This is a genomic window from Salinibacterium sp. M195 (assembly GCF_019443965.1).
GTDB lineage: Bacteria > Actinomycetota > Actinomycetes > Actinomycetales > Microbacteriaceae > Rhodoglobus.
Genome location: NZ_CP040814.1, coordinates 350,449 through 363,216, shown reverse-complemented (window position 1 = coordinate 363,216; position 12,768 = coordinate 350,449). Strand labels below are relative to the sequence as shown.

General features: G+C 62.2%; 13 protein-coding genes. 7 read left to right on the top strand and 6 right to left on the bottom strand.

Annotated features, from left to right (window positions below; translation table 11 throughout):
* Nucleotides 1-37: 37 nt before the first annotated feature.
* Nucleotides 38-931, bottom strand: coding sequence for a LysR substrate-binding domain-containing protein (locus FFT87_RS01760; protein ID WP_219949673.1), 894 nt, complete (start codon nt 929-931; stop codon nt 38-40).
* A gap of 127 nt (nt 932-1,058) precedes the next feature.
* On the opposite strand from FFT87_RS01760, the gene FFT87_RS01755 reads away from it, so the two are divergent.
* The gene (locus FFT87_RS01755; RefSeq protein ID WP_219949672.1) at nt 1,059-4,529 is read left to right on the top strand and encodes a bifunctional proline dehydrogenase/L-glutamate gamma-semialdehyde dehydrogenase; all 3,471 of its coding nucleotides are present in this window, start codon (nt 1,059-1,061) and stop codon (nt 4,527-4,529) included.
* 77 nt (nt 4,530-4,606) lie between these two features.
* The gene (locus FFT87_RS01750) at nt 4,607-5,419 is read left to right on the top strand and encodes an aldo/keto reductase (protein WP_219949671.1); all 813 of its coding nucleotides are present in this window, start codon (nt 4,607-4,609) and stop codon (nt 5,417-5,419) included.
* On the opposite strand, the gene FFT87_RS01745 is transcribed toward FFT87_RS01750, so the two are convergent.
* Together FFT87_RS01745 and FFT87_RS01740 are read right to left on the bottom strand one after the other, a co-directional pair.
* Nucleotides 5,416-6,123, bottom strand: coding sequence for an ABC transporter ATP-binding protein (locus FFT87_RS01745; protein WP_219949670.1), 708 nt, complete (start codon nt 6,121-6,123; stop codon nt 5,416-5,418). The two genes, FFT87_RS01750 and FFT87_RS01745, sit on opposite strands and share 4 nt — an antisense overlap.
* A complete protein-coding gene (locus FFT87_RS01740) occupies nt 6,120-7,193 on the bottom strand; it encodes an FtsX-like permease family protein (protein ID WP_219949669.1) in 1,074 nt (357 codons plus the stop codon). The genes FFT87_RS01745 and FFT87_RS01740 overlap by 4 nt, the downstream gene beginning before the upstream one ends.
* Nucleotides 7,194-7,355: 162 nt before the next feature.
* On the opposite strand from FFT87_RS01740, the gene FFT87_RS01735 reads away from it, so the two are divergent.
* A complete protein-coding gene (locus tag FFT87_RS01735; protein WP_219950651.1) occupies nt 7,356-8,570 on the top strand; it encodes a sensor histidine kinase in 1,215 nt (404 codons plus the stop codon).
* The gene (locus FFT87_RS01730; protein WP_219949668.1) at nt 8,567-9,187 is read left to right on the top strand and encodes a response regulator transcription factor; all 621 of its coding nucleotides are present in this window, start codon (nt 8,567-8,569) and stop codon (nt 9,185-9,187) included. Before FFT87_RS01735 ends, FFT87_RS01730 begins: the two co-directional genes overlap by 4 nt.
* 70 nt (nt 9,188-9,257) lie before the next feature.
* Here the strand turns inward: FFT87_RS01730 and FFT87_RS01725 are convergent, their stop codons facing one another.
* The 3 genes from FFT87_RS01725 to FFT87_RS01715 form a co-directional block, all read right to left on the bottom strand.
* Entirely contained in the window at nt 9,258-9,653 is a 396-nt protein-coding gene (locus FFT87_RS01725; RefSeq protein ID WP_219949667.1) for a GntR family transcriptional regulator, read from the bottom strand.
* Nucleotides 9,654-9,721: 68 nt separating this feature from the next.
* Nucleotides 9,722-10,651, bottom strand: a complete 930-nt coding sequence (locus tag FFT87_RS01720; protein WP_255560006.1) for a 1-phosphofructokinase family hexose kinase — start codon at nt 10,649-10,651, stop codon at nt 9,722-9,724.
* Nucleotides 10,652-10,737: 86 nt separating this feature from the next.
* Nucleotides 10,738-11,049, bottom strand: a complete 312-nt coding sequence (locus FFT87_RS01715; protein WP_255560005.1) for a hypothetical protein — start codon at nt 11,047-11,049, stop codon at nt 10,738-10,740.
* Between the two features lie 91 nt (nt 11,050-11,140).
* Between FFT87_RS01715 and FFT87_RS01710 the strand changes: the two genes are divergently transcribed.
* Genes FFT87_RS01710 through FFT87_RS01700 form a run of 3 tightly spaced genes read left to right on the top strand, consistent with a single transcriptional unit; the run spans nt 11,141 to nt 12,720 of the window.
* Nucleotides 11,141-11,749 (top strand): hypothetical protein, encoded by a 609-nt coding sequence (locus tag FFT87_RS01710; RefSeq protein WP_219949664.1) that lies wholly within the window; start codon nt 11,141-11,143, stop codon nt 11,747-11,749.
* A gap of 52 nt (nt 11,750-11,801) precedes the next feature.
* A complete protein-coding gene (locus FFT87_RS01705) occupies nt 11,802-12,143 on the top strand; it encodes a PadR family transcriptional regulator (protein ID WP_219949663.1) in 342 nt (113 codons plus the stop codon).
* Nucleotides 12,136-12,720, top strand: a complete 585-nt coding sequence (locus tag FFT87_RS01700; RefSeq protein ID WP_219949662.1) for a DUF1700 domain-containing protein — start codon at nt 12,136-12,138, stop codon at nt 12,718-12,720. The genes FFT87_RS01705 and FFT87_RS01700 overlap by 8 nt, the downstream gene beginning before the upstream one ends.
* Nucleotides 12,721-12,768: the final 48 nt, after the last annotated feature.

The following is a 12,768-nucleotide window of genomic DNA, read 5'->3' as shown; positions in this document are numbered from 1 at the left end:
TTCGAATCGTTTCGGTCCATCTCGCCTCCGCGTCGTTCTATTCGGGCGCTAGCGCCCGAACGACCTGCTCGAGCACTTCGCGGCACGCGATGATCGATGGCCGGAGGACGCTCGAGTCGCGCACCGAGGTGAAGACGGTGCGGCGGGGGAGGCCAGGCATAGGACGCAGGGCGACCGTTGGGGTGCGGCTGCCCCAGACGAGACCAGGAAGAATCGCGGTGGCGTGACCAGATTCAACGAGCCGGATGTGGGCCTGAAGGTCGGCGGTTTCGAAGCGTACGTCGGGTTCGATTCCTGCTCGGCGGCACTGCTGTTCTGCCCAGTGACGGGATGCGGTGCCGCGGGGTTCCATTACCCAGGCGCTGTGGGTGGTGTCGGCAAGGCTGGCGATTCCGCTGTCGTGCGGCACAGCCAGGGAAAGCTCGTCGGCATAGAGCGGGATCATGTCGAGGTCGGGGTGCCGGGGCGCGGCATGGCCGGGATATTGTTCGGCGATAACGAGGTCGAACTCGCGAGTCCAAGTTTCAAAGAGCGCACTTTCGGGTTCGCGCTGAGTCATTTCGATGCGGAGTTGGGGGTGCTCGCGGGCGATGACGCTGAGTGCTTGAGGAATGATGCCGAGGGCGGCCGATTGGAACACGGCTAGGCGTACGGTTCCTCGCACTTCGGTAAGGGACGAGTGGATCTCCGCTTCCATGAGTTCAAGACGTTCGAGAAGCGCGACGGTGTGCTCGACGAGGAGCTCTGCTTCGGGCGTTAGTTGCACGCGGCGGCCCGCTTTAACGAGCAGGGGAACCCGCGCTTCTTCCTCTAATAGAGCCAATTGTTGGGACACCGCAGAGGGGGTGTAACTCAGTGCGCTGGCTACCGCAGCGATCGTTCCGCGGAGCTTAAGTTCACGCAAAAGTCGCAGTCGTCGAACATCGAGCATTTCTCCGCCAATCGTTAACTTATTCTAACTGAAACCATGCGAATTCCGTCGCTTTTGCTAAAGGCACTGTGGGGCCCACACTGAGAGTTCCAGCCCATACCCCGTTCGGAGGCCTATTCTCGTGAGCATGTCAACTCATACCGACAACCTTGATGCTTCACACCAGCAGATTGCCGACCAAACGGTAGCCACCGTTCGTCGTTGGCTGGCTGAAAGTGAAGAGTTTCCCACCGATGCGAGCGCCACGCGCCTTGCCGGTGTACTGAAAGATCCCAATGGCCTCGAGTTCACTCTTGGCTTCATTGACACCGTGGTTCGCCCCGAAGACCTCCGCGTCGCCGGCCGCAACCTCGAGCGACTCACCCACATCATCCCGGCCTTCCTGCCGTGGTACCTCCGCTTCGCGATTCTTGTTGGTGGAGGCTTCGCGCCGCTGCTGCCGTGGATCATCGTTCCGATCGCGCGTCGGGTACTCCGCGGCATGGTCGGCCACCTCATCATCGATGCAACACCGGCCAAGCTCGACAAGGCCCTCGTGCACTTGCGTCGTGAAGGCGTCAACCTGAACCTCAACCTGCTCGGTGAAGCCGTGCTCGGTGACGACGAAGCAGACAACCGCCTCGCCGGTACCCGCGCGCTCTTGATGCGGGATGACGTTGACTACGTTTCCATCAAGGTGTCGTCGGTTGTGTCTCAGCTTTCCATGTGGGCTTTCGACGAGACCGTTGACCGTGTAGTTGACCGCCTCACCCCTCTCTACCTGCTTGCCCTGCGGGCACCGGAGAAGAAGTTCATCAACCTCGACATGGAGGAGTTCAAAGACCTCGACCTCACCATCGCGGTTTTCGAGAAGCTTCTCGACCAGCCAGAGCTGCTCGAACTCGAGGCCGGTATCGTGCTTCAGGCTTACCTGCCAGACGCGCTGGACGCGATCAAGGAACTCACCACCTGGTCAACGGCTCGTCGCGCTCGCGGCGGTGCCAACATCAAGGTTCGCGTTGTTAAGGGTGCCAACCTCGCGATGGAGCACGTCGACGCGGTAACTCACCACTGGCCGATGGCTACGTGGGGCACCAAGCAAGACAGCGACACTCACTACAAGCGCGTTCTCGACTGGGCATTCACCCCCGAGCACATCGACGCTGTTCGCATTGGTGTTGCCGGCCACAACCTGTTCGACATCGCATTCGCGTGGCACCTCGCTCAAGAGCGTGGCGTCACTGAGGGCATCGAATTCGAAATGCTTCTCGGAATGGCTACCGGCCAGGCCGAAGCAGTCCGGAAGGATGTCGGCAGCCTGCTGCTGTACACGCCCGTCGTTCAGCCGAGCGAGTTCGACTCCGCCATCAGCTACCTCGTGCGCCGCCTCGAAGAGAACGCCAGCACCGAGAACTTCATGTCGGGCCTCTTCGAGCTCTCCAGCAACGAGCACATTTTCGTGCGCGAGCAGGACCGCTTCTTGGCGTCGCTCGCGAACCTTGATACACCAGCACAGGTATCCAACCGGGTGCAGGACCGCAACCAGCCCGCCGCGCTCATCGGCGACCGCCCGTTCAACAACGTCGCAGATACTGACCAGGCCATTGGCGAAAACCGCACCTGGGGTCGTGCGATCCTGGCACGCAGCGGCGACTCCCAGCTCGGCGTTGACACTGTCAAGGCTGGCGCTGTCACTACGCCAGAGCAGATGAAGAGCATCCTCGATTCCGTCACCACTGCCGGAGCGAACTGGGGCGGAATGCCCGCCGCAGAACGCGCCGCGATCTTGCACCGCGCCGGCGACGCGATCGAAGCCTCGCGTGCCCGCCTCATCGAGGTAATGGCTACCGAAGCCGGTAAGACGATCGCCGAAGGTGACGTAGAGGTCAGCGAAGCGATTGACTTCGCGCACTACTACGCTGAGCGCTCTCTCGACCTTGAAGCGATCGACGATGCCACGTTCGTGCCGTCAAAACTCATCATCGTTACTCCGCCGTGGAACTTCCCGGTTGCCATCCCCGCCGGCAGCGTGCTTTCGGCACTCGCCTCGGGCAGTGGCGTCATCATCAAGCCAGCGAAGCTTTCGCAGCGCAGCGCCGCCGTAATGATCGAAGCGCTCTGGGAAGCTGGCGTGCCGCGTGAAGTGCTCGCCTTCGTTGATCTGAAGGATCGCGAGCTCGGTCGCGTCATGATTGCCGACCCCGCTGTTGACCGCGTCATCCTGACGGGGGCGTGGGAAACTGCGGCGATGTTCCGTTCCTGGCGCAATGACCTGCCGATTCTGGCGGAGACCAGTGGCAAGAACGCGATCATCGTCACGCCGAGCGCAGACCTCGACCTCGCCGTCGCCGACGTCACCAAGAGCGCCTTCGGACACGCTGGGCAAAAGTGCTCGGCGGCCTCTCTCGTGATCTTGGTCGGTTCCGTTGGTAAGAGCGAACGTTTCGAGCGTCAGCTTGTCGACTCGGTGCGCACTTTGCGCGTCGGCCTTCCGCAGGACCCTCTCACCATGATGGGCCCGATCGTTGAAGCCGCTCAGGGCAAGTTGCTTAACGCCCTCACCACTCTCGCTCCCGGCGAGAGCTGGCTCGTGAAGCCGCGTCAGCTTGACGACGAAGGCAAGCAGTGGACCCCCGGCGTTCGCACCGGTGTCGTGCCTGGCAGCGAATTCCACATGACCGAATACTTCGGCCCCGTTCTCGGCATCATGCGCGCCAAGAACCTCACCGAGGCGATCGCCATGCAAAATGCCGTGGACTACGGACTGACGGCAGGCATCCACTCCCTCGATCCAACAGAGGTCGCTCGCTGGCTCGATGAAGTTCAGGCCGGAAACGCTTACGTCAACCGCGGAATCACGGGAGCCATTGTTCGCCGCCAGCCGTTCGGTGGCTGGAAGCGTTCAGCTGTTGGTTGCCACGCCAAGGCTGGCGGACCCAACTACCTGATGACCCTCGGACAGTGGAATGCCGTTGAGCAGCCCGCCGCTCGCGACATTCAGGTTCGTGGCCTCAGCGACCAGGTGTCATCGGTTATCAAGAAGGCGCAGTCGGGCATGGAATTCGACGAGTTCGACCGCGTGCGTCGTGCGGCCGAAAGCGACCAGCGTGCGTGGGAGACTGAGTTCGGTATCAGCCGCGACGTCTCAGACCTTGGCGTGGAGCGCAACGTGTTCCGCTACCGTCCGGTGCCCGTCACCGTTCGCCTGTCAGAAGGTGAGCCGATGGGCCACCTCGTGCGGATGATTGCCGGTGCTGCTCGTGTTGGCTCGACCATTCACATCAGTTCTGCGTTGCCGTTGCCGTCGCTGCTCGCTGAGTCTTTCGAGTCAGGAAATGCTGCCGTCTCGGTTGCCGAAGTTCTTGTTGAATCGGATGCTCGCTGGAACGAACGCGCAACGAAGGGTGAGCTCAACACCAACCGGGTGCGCCTCATCGGCGGCTCAGCTGTTGATCTTGCCGAAGCCGTTCAGGGAAACCCTGACGTCGCTGTGTGGTCGGGAGACGTCACGACATCCGGTCGCGTTGAACTGTTGATCTTCGTGCAGGAGCAGTCGCTGTCGATTACGGCACACCGCTTCGGAAACCCCGACCCGGCCATGGCCGCGCTCGAGGTCTAGAGAACTCACAGGGTGCGCGGGGATTCGCTTTCAGCGAGTCCTCGCGCACTGTCATGGCCGTCGTTTAGCCTAAGAAGATGATTCCTTCGATACCGCTGAACGACGGCCATAGCATTCCCCAGCTCGGTTTTGGCACATGGCCACTCAGCGATGCCGAGGTTGCCATTGTTGTTCCGATGGCGATTGAACTTGGCTACCGTCACATCGATACAGCCGTGCGCTACGGCAACGAAGTTGGTGTGGGCGAGGGCATCCGTCGCAGTGGTATTGACCGCGACGAACTGTTTATCACCACGAAGCTTGATGGCGATTTTCAGGGCGCCGACCTGGCGATCGATGGCCTGCGCGGCAGCCTCGAACGCCTCGACCTCGACTTTGTCGACCTTCTCCTTATTCACTGGCCGCTGCCCGAGCGCGACGAGTTTCTCTCCACGTGGCGCACCCTCGAGAAGCTGAAAGCAGACGGCTTTGTTCGCTCAATCGGTGTCTCGAACTTTAAACCAGCGCACCTTGATGTGCTGGCGGATGCGGGCACCACTGTTCCTGCCGTCAATCAGGTTGACCTCTCGCCGACCAACGCTCGCCTAGCGGAGCGCGCTTATCACGACTCTCGCGGAATCGTCACGGAAGCGTGGAGCCCCATCAAGAGCGTGCTCGACCAGCCGGTATTGCAAGAAATCGCCGAGAAGCACGAGCGCTCAGCGGCGCAGGTCGCACTGCGCTGGCACCTTCAGAACGGCATCGTCGCAATCCCGAAGTCGGCCAACCCCGAAAGGCTGGCCGACAACATCGCGATCTTCGACTTCGAGCTCGACTCGCGCGACCTCGAAGCGATTGCGGCTATTGATGTCCCCGGGTCAGGCGTCGACTCTGACGAGGTCGGGCACTAGCTGACGGGCACCAGAGCCTCAGCACGCACAGTGTCGAGCGCGCCATCGACCATGTTCACGACGGCGTGCATTCGCGGCAAGTGAACGAGGTCGTGGGTGACGAGCAGCGTTGACGTGTTGCGTTCATCGGTGAGGCTCAGGATGAGGTCGATGATGCTTGCACCCCGCTCTTGGTCGAGCGCGCTCGTTGGTTCGTCGACGAGCAGCACCTTCGGGTCGTTCATGAGTGCGCGTGCGATGTTGATGCGCTGACGCTGGCCACCGGACAACTGGTGGGGGCGCTTGTGCATCTGGTCACCAAGCCCAACAGACGCGAGCAGCTCGGTGGCGTGCGTGCGCACAGCGGCACGACGGCTCCGGCTGTGCGGCGCCCCCAACTCGTTCATGACGGCGAGCTGTTCGAGCGCGGTCAGCGACGGCAGCAGGTTGGCCTGCTGAAAGACGATACCGATGGCGTCGCGACGCAGCTCGGTCGCCTCCGTGGGAGACAGTTGGGCGGCATCCACGTCATCGATCATGACCTGACCGGAGTCGGGGCGGATAAGGGTGGCCGCGACCGCAAGCAGGCTCGACTTGCCGGAACCGCTTGGCCCGGTGATGCCGGTGACGGTGCCGGGGCGCGCGCTGAGCGTGACGTGGTTGACGGCGGTGACGCGGCCTTCGCCATCGGGGAAAGTGAGCGTGACGTTGTTGAGCTGAATCATCGGGTGCTCCCAAGGGCGGTGAGGGGGTCGGCGGTGGTGACGGAACGAAGCGCGAAAGCAGCGCCGGCAAGACCAAGCGCAATCATGATGACTCCCGGCAACAGGGTGGTGAATGGGCTCAGGATGAACGGCAGTGCGCTGCCCATCAGAACCCCGAGGATGGCGGTGATGCCGATGCCGATGCCGACACCGATCAGCAGCACGATGAGAGCTTGACCGAGAGCGTCCCGAACGAGCGATGGGGTGGATGCTCCGAGCGCCTTGAGCACGGCGATGTCAGCCTTGCGCTGCATCGTCCACACGGTAAAGAAAGCACCGATCACAAGCGCTGAGATGCCGAACAGCATCGCAACCATCAGCAGCAGGGAACCGATTTCGGAGCGGAATGAGCTGACCGCAGTGAGCGAAAGTAACACCGAGTTGCTGAGGGTGTCTGCTTCAGTATTGATGGCATCCCAGTCGGCATCGCCCTTGACGGCGATCGCCGTGGCGTAGGCGTCAGGGTTGCCGGTCGTGGCCGAATAGCCTTGCCAGTCTTCGAGGGTCATCTGCACCACGGGGGTGTGGTTGTACCACCAGTTGCCGCTGACCTTCTCGACCGTGTAGTCGGTGCCGGCAATCGTGATGGTGTCGCCGGTGGTGACGTCGAGGCCGACGGCGGCATCCTCAGACAGGCCAACTTTGCCGTCGCCGCTTGGTGCGGTCTCGTCGAAGTCAACGGCAACACCGAAGATGGCGATGGCAGTACTGGATTCGGGTGACTCAGCCTTCGTCTGCGAGACGCCGATCGGGTTGGCCGACTCAACACCGTCAGCCGCAGCCCACATCTTTGCCTGTTTCTCGGTGATGTTCGAATCAGAGAAGCTCGCCTCGTCTGCGCCTTTGCTGCTCGGGGTGGCGAACACGAGCTGCTCAGCGGGAAGCGACAAGACCCCCGAAATGTTTTGGGCAGCGAGCCCGCCGGTGAGTCCGCTCAGAAATCCGACGAGCAAAGTGATGAGCGCGACGACGGTGCCAATGAGCACAAACCGTCCGCGGGCGAAGCGCAGATCGCGCCAGGCAACAAACATGGGAGTCCTTTCGGTGTCGCCGAAGTGCGACAGTACTCAGACTCCTCTCATCGGGTCGCCATCACATCGGCCGGGATGCTGCACTTCTGGGCGCTAAGGGCGGAGCCCACAATCATCATTTTGATGGATCGGCGCACCCGCGCGCGAGAGTAGGGTCGAATGATGAGCCACACTGCGTTGACCCCGGTATTTGTGGGGCTGCGAACCAGTTTGCACATCCTCTTTCTCGCGCTGACGGCCCTCGTCGTCGTGCGCGCGTTTGTCGATCGCAACCCCAATGCTGCGGTCGTGATTGCGCTCGCGGCACTATTGATCATCACGTATGGTTTCGGCGGGGTTCTGGCCCGTCGAGCTCGGGGCGCCGGCGCGAACGCCCGAACGCTGAGTACCTATCTGTGGGCACTCGTGTTGTCGTGCGAATGGCTTGCGCTGGTGTGGTTGAGCCCGGATGCCGCCTACCTCGTGTTTCCACTCTTCTTTCTTTATCTGCACCTGTTGCCTCGCGGCTGGCGCACGTTGGCGGTGCTGGGTTCGACGCTGCTCGCGATTGCCGCGCTTGGGCTTCACAGTGAGTGGACTGTTGCCGGGATCGTCGGCCCGTTGGTCGGTGCCGGTGTCGCGATCGTGATTGGTCTTGGCTACAAATCACTCGCGGCCGAGGCGGCGGAACGCGAACTGTTGGTGAAGCAACTCCTAGCGACACGCGACCAGCTGGCGCAAACCGAGCGCGAATCCGGGGTGCTGGCGGAGCGCGCGAGGCTTGCGCGCGAGATTCATGACACGGTCGCTCAAGGGCTGTCGAGCATCCAACTATTGCTGCATGCGGCAGAGCGGGCAGACCCGGATGCTGCGGGACTAGAGCATGTGCGACTTGCTCGTGAAACGGCGGCGGCCAATCTCGCCGAGACCCGCAATTTCATTCGTGAGCTGGCCCCGGCCGCATTGGTGGAGCAGGGGATGGGTGCCGCTTTGCGCCGCCTGGCCGAAACTCAGTGGCAGACCCCCGAACGCGAAGTGCGAGTGCGCGTGGCCGATGCGCTCGACCTGCCGATGCCCGTGCAGACCGCACTGCTGCGGATCGCGCAGGGAGCGATGGCGAATGTTGTGAAGCACTCTGAGGCAACGCAAGCCACGATTTCGATTGAGCGGAATCGTTCAGAAGTACGGCTGATGATCAGCGACAACGGGCTCGGCTTTGATCCGGCGCGCGTTGAGGCGGCAGCAGCCCGCGGCTTGTCTGACTCATTCGGGCTCACCGCCACGCGCGAACGAGTCGAACAGTTGGATGGCACCCTCACCGTAGACTCACAACTCGGTGCGGGCACCACGGTAACGGTCGAATTGACGCTGAACTCATCGGGTGAGGAGAAGGCATGATCCGGGTAGCGATTGCGGATGATCATCCCGTTGTTCGTGCCGGTTTGCGTGCCCTGCTCGAGCACGAACCTGACCTCTCGGTGGTGGGGGAGGCAGCAACCCCTGATGACGCTTTTGCTCTCGTGCAGGCGGTGAACCCGAACGTCATTTTGATGGACTTGCAGTTCGGTGCGTTGGAGTCGGGAGCGGATGTCACTCGCCGCATCCGCGCGCTCGATGCGGCCCCCTACGTGTTGGTTCTCACTAACTACGACACCGATGGCGACATTCTCGGGGCGGTCGAGGCTGGCGCGAGTGGGTATCTCCTCAAGGATGCGCCACCCCATGAACTGATTGCGGCAGTTCGTGCTGCGGCCGCGGGGGAGAGCGCTCTTGCACCAGTAATTGCTGGTCGGTTGCTTGACCGGATGCGCGCGCCACAAGTGAGCCTGAGCAAACGCGAGATCGAGGTGCTGCAGCGTGTCGCCGCCGGTAGCTCAAACGCGGTGATTGCGGGCGAGATGTTCGTCTCGCAGACCACGGTGAAATCGCACCTGGTGCACATCTTTTCGAAACTCAACGTGTCGTCGCGCACCGCTGCAGTGTCGAAGGCGCGCGAACTAGGAGTGCTGCGGTAGTTCGCTCGAGTGGTGCGTCTCGCGCCTGCAGTCGTCTAGTCGCCAGCGCGTCTGAAGCTACTGGCCGTGGCTATTTCGAGAGAGCGATACTGATGAAACGCTGGGCTTCCTCGGCACTGATGCCGAGTTCGCCAGCGCGGTCGGCGTAGGCCTTCGCATCAAGTTGAAGCAGCGCCGCAGCATCACCGGGTCGTGCTTTCACGACGGTGCCATTGCGGCCGCGCGACAGCAGAAAGCCGTCTGCTTCGAGCTCGCGGTAGGCCCGCGCCACAGTGTTGGGCGCGATGCCGAGGTCGGTGGCAAGCTGACGCACGGTGGCAAGTTTGGTGCCGGCAAGGAGTTCGCCGCTGGCAATCTGGGCGATCGCTTGAGCTTTAATCTGCTCGAACGGGGGGATGGACGCAGAAGTGTCGATCTCGAAAGTGACAGGACTTTCGGTCGGGGTGCGACGCCACGAATCAGCCATGGTTGATTGTCTCACACGGGTTTTAGGCCCAGTCTCTTGTCGACCATTGGAACAGCCGGGCGGCTCCGTCAGTAGCGGGTGGCTTCAGGGAGAAGTTTTTCGAGGGCCTCTACCTCGGCGATGGCACACATCTCGGTGGCCGGTTTCGCCGCGGTTGCGCTACCAGCCGCGACGGCGGAACGAAACGCCAACTCGGGATCGAGCCCCTGCGACAGTCGCCAGACGAACGCGCCCAGAAAGGCGTCGCCAGCACCGACAACGCTCTGCACCTGCACTTTCGGCACGGGGAGACGGATGACACCAGAACCTGACGCGAGCACAGCGCCGGCCTCGCCCAGAGTTAGGCCCACGAGCTGGGCTGAGCCGCGAGCGACAAGTTCGGCGGCAGCATCCACTTCATCCTGCTCGCTGGTCAGTGCTCTGCCGACGAGCTCGCTCAGTTCGCGGAGGCTCGGTTTCACCAAATACACGCCTTCGGCAAGCGCGGCAGCGAGTGCCTCACCCGAGGTGTCGACGATCGAACGCGCATCGTGTTTGTGCGCCAACCGTGCCACTTGCGCGTAAAAATCCGTGGGCACTCCCGGCGGCAAGCTGCCACTGGCGACGACATAGCCGCCAGGAACGATGGCCTCCTCCAGGGTGGCCAGACAGGCACGCCATTCGGCTTCAGAAAACTCGGGACCCTGCAGCACAAAACGAAACTGTTCACTCGACTCGGTCTCATCGACCGTGAAGCTTTCCCGTGTCGTTCCGGCGATGGGCACGGCGAGGCTCGGCACGCCCTCCGCTTCGAGAAGCTGACGATAGGTTGCCCCGGTGAGCCCGCCCGCAGCGTAGATCGCGAGAGCGTCTCCGCCGAGGTTACGGATCGTGCGCGCCACATTGACGCCACCACCGCCGGGGTCGATCCGGCTCGCACCGCACCGCAGCTTGTGATCCCGGATTACCCGCGGAGTAGACGTGCTGATGTCGAGTGCGGGGTTGATGGTCAGAGTCACAATCGACCTAGCCGTTTTCGAGCTCGGGGGAGAAGCGGATGCCATGATCACCACTGTATGGCGTTGCTCCCTCGCCCCCGACCGGATTACTTATCGGGGGAGGGGATGTCCATCCCGAGTTCGTTTATGGGAGAGTCGTCGACCGGTCTGGGAAGGTGCTCGGCGGGACAGTGCAGAATTGTGTTCGGCCTGGAGTGGTCGATGAAGTGCTCAGCCATCGGCTGCCCGCAGACGGGACACACTGCCTCTGCGACCTTGTCGACGACGGCGTCGTAAGGTCCCAAATTTGGGGTGCCTAGTACAGGAAACAGTTTTCGGTTGAGCCAATCGATGAAACCGACGTAGCCTCGCGGGCCAGACGTCTCATCCTCGCCTTTCGCTTGCTCGTATTCGTTCATATCTTCAGAGTAGCCACGGGGGGCGGCCAGCATAAGGGGTGTGCTTCGGGCGCCGATTTGCGCGAACCCGCACCTCGGTAGGGTGTTGGGCATGGATGAGCTTGCAATTCGTATTATGCCGTCGGGGCACGGATGGTCTGCTCGCGACTTCATCCCGGAATCGCATCGCTCGCTGCCCATGCTCCGAGTGTTTCTCCCACTGGAGGATGAGCGTGGTGTTCTCGTTCGCTGGTCGACTTTTTCAGAGTTTGGCCGCGCCTCCGCCTCAGTGGACTGGTTCGAACTCGCCGATCGTGTGGCCGACGAGCACCCCATGGTCAGAGATCTGCTGCCGTGCCAGGGCGTGCTTGATGATGCGACGGCGAACGCCCTTCGCGATGCTGTGGGTGACATCGACCTCCACAGTTTTCAGTGGGATGGCTATGGGGATGCCCCGCAGGATGCTGCTCGGCGTCGAATATTTGGCGATGATTACAGCGAGCTCCCGCCCGGCAATTCTGCGCTGCAGGCCGGTGCTCGGGTTGCCGCGTTTGCCTGGGATGACGGTGGGCGTCTCGCGTGGGGTAGTCGGCTCTATCCCGACTCCCTGGTAGTTGCGGCCGAGCCAGCAATCTATCGACAGCTGGTTGACGACCAACGACTCGACACCATCTCGATCATTGCGGAACGAGACACTCTTCCGCCAAGCTCCGGCGACTAGTCGCTCTCGCGGCGCTCTTGACGAGGCCGTTCCCCCAGCTATTATGTTAAGCATGATAGTCAACGACGTGGGCGCACAATTGCGCAAGGGTGTCGTTGAATACTGTGTATTGGGATACCTCGAGCGTGAGCCGATGTACGGCTGGCAGCTTGCGGAGAACCTCATTGGCGAGAGCATGATCGCCAGCATCGGCACACTCTATCCAGTGCTGGCGCGCCTTCGCGAAAAGGGACTCGTCTCGTCATTCGAGGAACCATCAGAGCGCGGGCCGTCGCGTCGGTACTACCGCCTCACGCCCGCCGGGACGGCGCAATTGAGTGCGTTCCGCAAACAGTGGAAACCATTCGCGGCCGTCGTCGCGACGATTGTTGGAGAGGATGACGCCCGTGACTGATCGCACAACCGAGGTAGTCACGAACTACTTGCGCGAACTGAACGACGCCCTGCATGGCCTTGATGATGCGGTGCGCCGCGACATCGTGGATGGCGCCCGAGAGGAACTGCACGGGTTGACGCCGGCGGAAGCGCAGCAGCGCATCGCGGCGTTGGGAGATCCCGCCTTCATCGCGTCGGAGGCGAGCGATGCTTCGCCTGTCACCACGGCACGCCCAGCAGCGGAGAGCGCGCGAGAAGGCACGGGTTATGTGGTGACCGCGAGCTTGCTCGTCGCCCTCGGCGGAGTCATCGTCCCTGTCTTGGGGTGGCTCGCCGGACTCATCATGGTGTGGATGTCGCGCCAATGGTGGCGCTGGGAGAAAGTCGTCGCCTCCCTCGTGGCGCCTGTCGTGTCGGTGCTCGCGATCGTCCTTCTGCTGTCGTCGGGATCGCCAGAGCGTGGCGAGGCCGTCAACCCTCTCGTGCCGACCGCCTTCGACGTCTGGTGGTCGGGGGCCCTGCTCGTGATCGTCGCCAATCTTGGTGTCGGAATGTGGCTGTTGTGGCGAGCTCGGCGCACACCGCGCCCCCTGTGACCCCAACAGCAACATTATTGACAAAAAGTAGCCTCGTGAGCTGAAAAT

Excerpts from the sequence above, each read along its gene's own strand:
- FFT87_RS01705 (WP_219949663.1), top strand. The coding sequence starts at position 11,802 with ATGATAGTCAACGACGTGGGCGCACAATTGCGCAAGGGTGTCGTTGAA.
- FFT87_RS01745 (WP_219949670.1), bottom strand. The coding sequence starts at position 6,123 with ATGATTCAGCTCAACAACGTCACGCTCACTTTCCCCGATGGCGAAGGC.
- FFT87_RS01715 (WP_255560005.1), bottom strand. The coding sequence starts at position 11,049 with ATGAACGAATACGAGCAAGCGAAAGGCGAGGATGAGACGTCTGGCCCG.
- FFT87_RS01725 (WP_219949667.1), bottom strand. The coding sequence starts at position 9,653 with ATGGCTGATTCGTGGCGTCGCACCCCGACCGAAAGTCCTGTCACTTTC.
- FFT87_RS01730 (WP_219949668.1), top strand. The coding sequence starts at position 8,567 with ATGATCCGGGTAGCGATTGCGGATGATCATCCCGTTGTTCGTGCCGGT.
- FFT87_RS01750 (WP_219949671.1), top strand. The coding sequence starts at position 4,607 with ATGATTCCTTCGATACCGCTGAACGACGGCCATAGCATTCCCCAGCTC.
- FFT87_RS01740 (WP_219949669.1), bottom strand. The coding sequence starts at position 7,193 with ATGTTTGTTGCCTGGCGCGATCTGCGCTTCGCCCGCGGACGGTTTGTG.
- FFT87_RS01710 (WP_219949664.1), top strand. The coding sequence starts at position 11,141 with ATGGATGAGCTTGCAATTCGTATTATGCCGTCGGGGCACGGATGGTCT.
- FFT87_RS01755 (WP_219949672.1), top strand. The coding sequence starts at position 1,059 with ATGTCAACTCATACCGACAACCTTGATGCTTCACACCAGCAGATTGCC.
- FFT87_RS01735 (WP_219950651.1), top strand. The coding sequence starts at position 7,356 with ATGAGCCACACTGCGTTGACCCCGGTATTTGTGGGGCTGCGAACCAGT.
- FFT87_RS01760 (WP_219949673.1), bottom strand. The coding sequence starts at position 931 with ATGCTCGATGTTCGACGACTGCGACTTTTGCGTGAACTTAAGCTCCGC.